The organism is Pseudoxanthobacter sp. (assembly GCF_036822375.1).
In the GTDB taxonomy this organism is placed as follows: domain Bacteria; phylum Pseudomonadota; class Alphaproteobacteria; order Rhizobiales; family Segnochrobactraceae; genus Pseudoxanthobacter.
This window is the reverse complement of record NZ_DAISHT010000216.1, coordinates 1-5,572: the sequence shown is the minus strand read 5'-3', so window position 1 is coordinate 5,572 and position 5,572 is coordinate 1. Positions and strand designations below refer to the sequence as shown.

At 67.0% G+C, this 5,572-nt stretch carries 5 protein-coding genes; all 5 read left to right on the top strand.

Going from position 1 to position 5,572, the window contains the following annotated elements:
- The first annotated feature begins 376 nt into the window (after nt 1-376).
- Nucleotides 377-2,278, top strand: coding sequence for a molecular chaperone DnaK (gene dnaK / locus V7067_RS14975; protein ID WP_334176707.1), 1,902 nt, complete (start codon nt 377-379; stop codon nt 2,276-2,278).
- A 156-nt stretch (nt 2,279-2,434) separates the two neighbouring features.
- On the top strand, nt 2,435-3,571 hold the full coding sequence (dnaJ, locus tag V7067_RS14970; protein ID WP_334176706.1) for a molecular chaperone DnaJ: 1,137 nt from the start codon (nt 2,435-2,437) through the stop codon (nt 3,569-3,571).
- A gap of 147 nt (nt 3,572-3,718) precedes the next feature.
- Nucleotides 3,719-4,309: a methyltransferase domain-containing protein gene (locus tag V7067_RS14965; protein ID WP_334176705.1), complete on the top strand. Its 591-nt coding sequence runs from the start codon at nt 3,719-3,721 to the stop codon at nt 4,307-4,309.
- A 339-nt stretch (nt 4,310-4,648) separates the two neighbouring features.
- Nucleotides 4,649-5,218: an ATP-dependent protease subunit HslV gene (hslV, locus tag V7067_RS14960; RefSeq protein WP_334176708.1), complete on the top strand. Its 570-nt coding sequence runs from the start codon at nt 4,649-4,651 to the stop codon at nt 5,216-5,218.
- Nucleotides 5,219-5,268: 50 nt separating this feature from the next.
- A partial coding sequence (locus V7067_RS14955; protein WP_334176704.1) for an AAA family ATPase occupies nt 5,269-5,572 on the top strand: 304 nt, incomplete at its 3' end.

The following is a 5,572-nucleotide window of genomic DNA, read 5'->3' as shown; positions in this document are numbered from 1 at the left end:
CCCCGCTCCGCCGGAGGTCGCCGCCTTCACGGTCCGGCCGGCGCTTCGTGTCCGGCGGGGTCTTGTTTCCGGCAGGCCCCTGTTCCCGGCAGGTCCTTGTTTCCGCCCGCTTTTGCACCCGCCGGCAAACGCCGGTCCGCTCTGTGTGCGGCCGTTGCGGGGCGGGACGGAATGCCGTTTGCGAACAACGGCGGCTTTCTTCATCGCCCGTCGTCTTGCAGCGCCTCCGGCCCCCTCTTATATAGCCATCGAACACGGTGGCGCGGCCCGCCATCGTGAAATCTGAAATGTTCGGGGACCTGCCGGCGCATGCCGCCGGCCGTGGGCACGAAGGCCTCAAGTGAGGATTCGGCCGGTCTGCCTAAAGGAGCATGATATGAGCAAAGTCATCGGTATCGACCTCGGCACGACCAACTCGTGCGTTGCCGTGATGGACGGCAAAAATGCCAAGGTGATCGAGAACGCCGAAGGCGCGCGCACCACGCCGTCGATGGTTGCGTTCACCGACGACGGCGAACGCCTGATCGGCCAGCCGGCCAAGCGGCAGGCCGTGACCAACCCGGAAGACACCTTCTTCGCCGTGAAGCGCCTGATCGGCCGTCGCTTCGACGATCCGATGGTGTCGAAGGACAAGGGCCTCGTGCCGTACCACATCGTGCGCGCCGACAATGGCGATGCGTGGGTGGAAGCCGACGGCAAGAAATATTCGCCCTCGCAGATTTCGGCCTTCATCCTGCAGAAGATGAAGGAGACCGCGGAAGCCTATCTCGGCGCGCCGGTCACGCAGGCTGTCATCACCGTTCCGGCCTATTTCAACGACGCCCAGCGTCAGGCCACCAAGGATGCCGGCAAGATCGCCGGCCTTGAGGTGCTGCGCATCATCAACGAGCCGACTGCGGCCGCGCTCGCCTATGGCCTCGACAAGACCGACAAGTCCAAGACCATCGCGGTCTACGACCTTGGCGGCGGCACCTTCGACGTCTCCATTCTGGAGATCGGCGACGGCGTGTTCGAGGTGAAGTCCACCAACGGCGACACCTTCCTCGGCGGTGAAGACTTCGACATGCGCCTCGTCGGCTATCTGGCGGACGAGTTCAAGAAGGACAACGGCATCGACCTGCGCGGCGACAAGCTGGCCCTTCAGCGCCTGAAGGAAGCGGCGGAAAAGGCCAAGATCGAGCTGTCGTCGGCCACCCAGACCGAGATCAACCTGCCGTTCATCACCGCCGATGCCTCGGGCCCGAAGCACCTGACGCTGAAGCTGACCCGCGCCAAGTTCGAGGCTCTGGTTGAGGACCTCACCCAGAAGACCATCGAGCCGTGCCGCGCCGCGCTGAAGGATGCCGGTCTCACGGCCGGTCAGATCGACGAGGTCGTTCTGGTCGGCGGCATGACCCGCATGCCGAAGGTGCAGGAGATCGTGAAGCAGTTCTTCGGCAAGGAACCGCACAAGGGCGTCAACCCCGATGAGGTGGTGGCGATCGGTGCGGCCATTCAGGCCGGCGTGCTGCAGGGCGACGTGAAGGACGTGCTGCTGCTCGACGTGACCCCGCTGTCGCTGGGCATCGAGACGCTGGGCGGCGTGTTCACCCGCCTGATCGACCGCAACACCACGATCCCGACCAAGAAGAGCCAGGTGTTCTCCACCGCCGAGGACAACCAGACCGCCGTTACCATCCGCGTGTTCCAGGGCGAGCGCGAGATGGCCGCGCACAACAAGCTGCTCGGCCAGTTCGATCTCGTCGGCCTGCCGCCGGCGCCCCGTGGCGTGCCGCAGATCGAGGTCACCTTCGACATCGACGCCAACGGCATCGTCAACGTGTCGGCCAAGGACAAGGGCACCGGCAAGGAACAGCAGATCCGCATTCAGGCGTCGGGCGGCCTGTCGGATGCCGACATCGAGAAGATGGTGAAGGACGCCGAGGCCCACGCGGCCGAGGACAAGAAGCAGCGCGAACTGGTGGATGCCCGCAATCAGGGCGAGGCTCTGGTGCACTCCACCGAGAAGTCGCTCGGCGAATACGGCACCCGCATCGCGGCGGCCGACAAGTCGGTGATCGAGAGCGCGATGGCCGATCTGAAGACCGCCCTCGGCAGCGAGGACGCCGAGGACATCAAGGCCAAGACCAACGCGCTGGCGCAGGCCTCCATGAAGCTCGGCGAGGCGATGTACGCCGCCTCGCAGGCCGAAGGGGCGGCTGCCGGCGGCGAGAAGGCCGATGACGGCGTGGTCGACGCCGACTTCGAGGAAGTCCGCGACGACAAGAAGTCGGCCTGATTTCTGCAAGGGCTGAGATGCCGGACGGTGCCGCGCGGTTTCTGACCGCGCGGCATTGCCGCGAAATGGGGGCGGTGGCAGCGATGCCGGCCGCGCCCGCCCCCGCGGAGCCGGCCGGGCAGACGTTATTCCAGATCGGTTTTTGAGCAGGATCGAATGGCCAAGCGCGACTATTACGAGGTGCTCGGGGTCGGGCGCGATGCAGACGAGAAGGCACTGAAGAGCGCCTTCCGCAAGCTTGCCATGGGGTGCCATCCCGATCGCCACCCCGGCGATCCTGAAGCGGAAGGCCGCTTCAAGGAACTGAACGAAGCCTACGATGTGCTGAAGGACCCGGAGAAGCGGGCCGCCTACGACCGCTACGGCCATGCCGCCTTCGAGAACGGCATGGGCTCGGGCATGGGCAGCGGCTTCGGCACCGACTTCGCTTCGGCCATGAACGATATTTTCGACGAGTTCTTCGGCATGGGCGGGCGCCGGGGCGGCGGCGGCCGCGGCGGGCGCGAGCGCGGGGCGGACCTGCGCTACAATCTCGAAATCAGCCTTGAGGAGGCCTTCACCGGCCGCACCGTCGAAATCCGCATTCCGTCGTCCATCACCTGCGATGCCTGTTCCGGGTCCGGCGCCAAGCCCGGCACCTCGGCTGCGGCCTGCCGCACCTGCGGCGGCTCCGGGCGCGTGCGCACCACGCAGGGCTTCTTCACGATGGAGCGCACCTGCCCGACCTGTCAGGGCCGCGGCGAGACGATTGCCGATCCCTGCCCCAAGTGCGCCGGCTCCGGCCGCATCACGCAGGAGCGGGCGCTGTCGGTCAATATTCCGGCCGGCATCGAAGACGGTAACCGCATCCGCGTCGCCGGCGAGGGCGAGGCGGGCGCACGCGGCGGTCCGGCGGGCGATCTCTACATCTTTCTGTCGGTGCGTCCGCACGAGTTCTTCCAGCGCGACGGGGCCGACATCTATTGCCGCGTGCCGGTGGCGATGACGGTGGCCGCACTCGGCGGCGAGATCGAGGTGCCGACCATCGAGGGCGGCAAGACGAAGGTGAAGGTGCCGGAAGGCACCCAGACCGGCCGCCAGTTCCGCATCAAGGGCAAGGGCATGCCGGTGCTGCGCTCGGCCCAGTTCGGCGACATGTACATTCAGGCCGTGGTGGAGACGCCGCGCAACCTGACCCGGCGCCAGCGCGAGATTCTGGAGGAGTTCCAGCGCGAGACCGGCACCGAGACCCACGCCGACGAGCAGGGGTTCTTTGCCAAGGTGAAGGACTTCTTCGATAATCTGGGCGGGTGAGGCCGTCGGGCCGGAAGGCGGCGATGTCCTCCGGTCCCGTCGCATTGTCAGCATGGCGTCGCAATTCTGCCATGCTGCCTCAATGTGGTGGTGCTAGGAACGGGAGATGCACGTCTCCGAATCTTCGATCACAACCGGACAGATGCCATGATGAACGGTGCCCGCCGCCTGACGCACAAGGTCGCCGACGAGTTTCGGTTTCTGAAAGCGTGGGCGGGAAATCCGCTGACCACCGGCGCAGTGGCGCCCTCCGGCCCGCACCTGACCAAGGCGATGGCGGCGGCGGTGGAGGCGGAGCGTGACGGGCCGGTCATCGAGCTCGGACCCGGCACCGGCGTGATGACGGAAGCGATGCTGGCCCGCGGCATTCCGCAGGAACGCATCGTGATGATCGAATACAGCGCCGATTTCTGCAAACTGCTGCGCGAGCGCTTTCCCCGGGTGACCGTCATTCAGGGCGATGCCTATGCCATCCGCGAGACGCTGGGCCATCCGGCGCCGGGGTCGGTGGCGAGCGTCGTTTCCAGCCTGCCGCTGTTCACCCGACCGCCGGCGGCCCGCCGCGGCCTGATCGGCGATGCCATGGAGCTGCTGGCGCCGGGCGCGCCGTTCATCCAGTTCTCTTATGCGCTGGTGCCGCCGGTGCCGGCGGAGAGCGGCCGGTTCTCGGTGTCGCCGAGCCCGTGGATTCTGCGCAACGTGCCGCCGGCCCGCGTCTGGACCTATCGCGGCGCCTGAGGCGGGCCTTCGCGGCTGTTGTCTTTCCCCGACCGCCGGCCTTCGGGCCGGCGGTTTTGTTTTGGCCGGGCGCGGCGGCCGGCGGCTGTCCGGCTGTGCGTGTTGCCGCGCGTCTTGTCCGGTGTCTTGCCGGCTGTCTTGCCGCGTGCCTTGCCGGCTGTCTTGCCGCGTGCCTTGCCGGGTGTCTTGCATGGGGCCGGCAGAGGCCTAAATAAGCCTTCAGCAACAAGCCTTCAGTCGGGCGGGTCCGCGGGTGCGGAATGCCGCCTTTCATCTGGCACCCGCGCGCACGGTCCGGTCCGGATCGCAGACGCAGGGCGAGAAAGTTCACTGTCGATGATGTCAGCTTCTTCCGAACAGGGCGGCCGCATTGCCCAGTGGCACGGCACCACCATCGTGACCGTGCGCAAGGGCGGCGAGGTGGTGATTGCCGGCGACGGGCAGGTGACGCTCGGCCAGAGCGTGATCAAGGCCACCGCCCGCAAGGTGCGCCCGCTTTCCAGGGGCGATGTGATCGCCGGCTTTGCCGGGGCGACGGCGGATGCCTTCACCCTGCTGGAGCGTCTGGAAACCAAGCTCGACCAGTATCCCGGCCAGCTGCTGCGCGCCTGCGTGGAACTCGCCAAGGACTGGCGCACCGACCGCTACCTGCGCCAGCTTGAGGCGATGATGATCGTGGCCGACAAGGGCTCCACGCTGGTGCTGACCGGCACCGGCGACGTTCTGGAGCCGGAAGGCGGCATCATGGGCATCGGCTCCGGCGGGCTTTATGCGCTGGCGGCGGCCCGTGCGCTGGCCGACAGCGATCTCGATGCCGAGGCCATTGCCCGCCGTGCCATGGCGGTTGCCGCCGACATCTGCGTCTATACCAACAGCAACGTGGTGGTGGAGAAGCTGAAGGCGGCGTGAGCGCCGGTTCCCTGCTTTTCCCGTTCATTGCCGTTCCGGAAAGGGTCGCCATGACCGATCTCTCCCCCCGCGAAATCGTCTCCGAACTCGACCGCCATATCGTTGGCCAGACCGCGGCCAAGCGGGCGGTGGCGATTGCGCTGCGCAACCGCTGGCGCCGCCTGCAGCTCGAAGGCGCGATGCGCGAGGAAGTGCTGCCGAAGAACATTCTCATGATCGGGCCGACCGGTGTCGGCAAGACCGAGATTTCCCGCCGGCTCGCCCGGCTGGCCGGGGCGCCGTTCCTCAAGGTGGAAGCCACCAAGTTCACCGAGGTCGGCTATGTCGGCCGCGACGTCGAGCAGATCGTGCGCG

What these genes read in the sequence shown, in the direction of transcription:
- dnaK (WP_334176707.1), top strand. Translation starts at nt 377, where the DNA reads ATGAGCAAAGTCATCGGTATCGACCTCGGCACGACCAACTCGTGCGTT.
- dnaJ (WP_334176706.1), top strand. Translation starts at nt 2,435, where the DNA reads ATGGCCAAGCGCGACTATTACGAGGTGCTCGGGGTCGGGCGCGATGCA.
- V7067_RS14965 (WP_334176705.1), top strand. Translation starts at nt 3,719, where the DNA reads ATGATGAACGGTGCCCGCCGCCTGACGCACAAGGTCGCCGACGAGTTT.
- hslV (WP_334176708.1), top strand. Translation starts at nt 4,649, where the DNA reads ATGTCAGCTTCTTCCGAACAGGGCGGCCGCATTGCCCAGTGGCACGGC.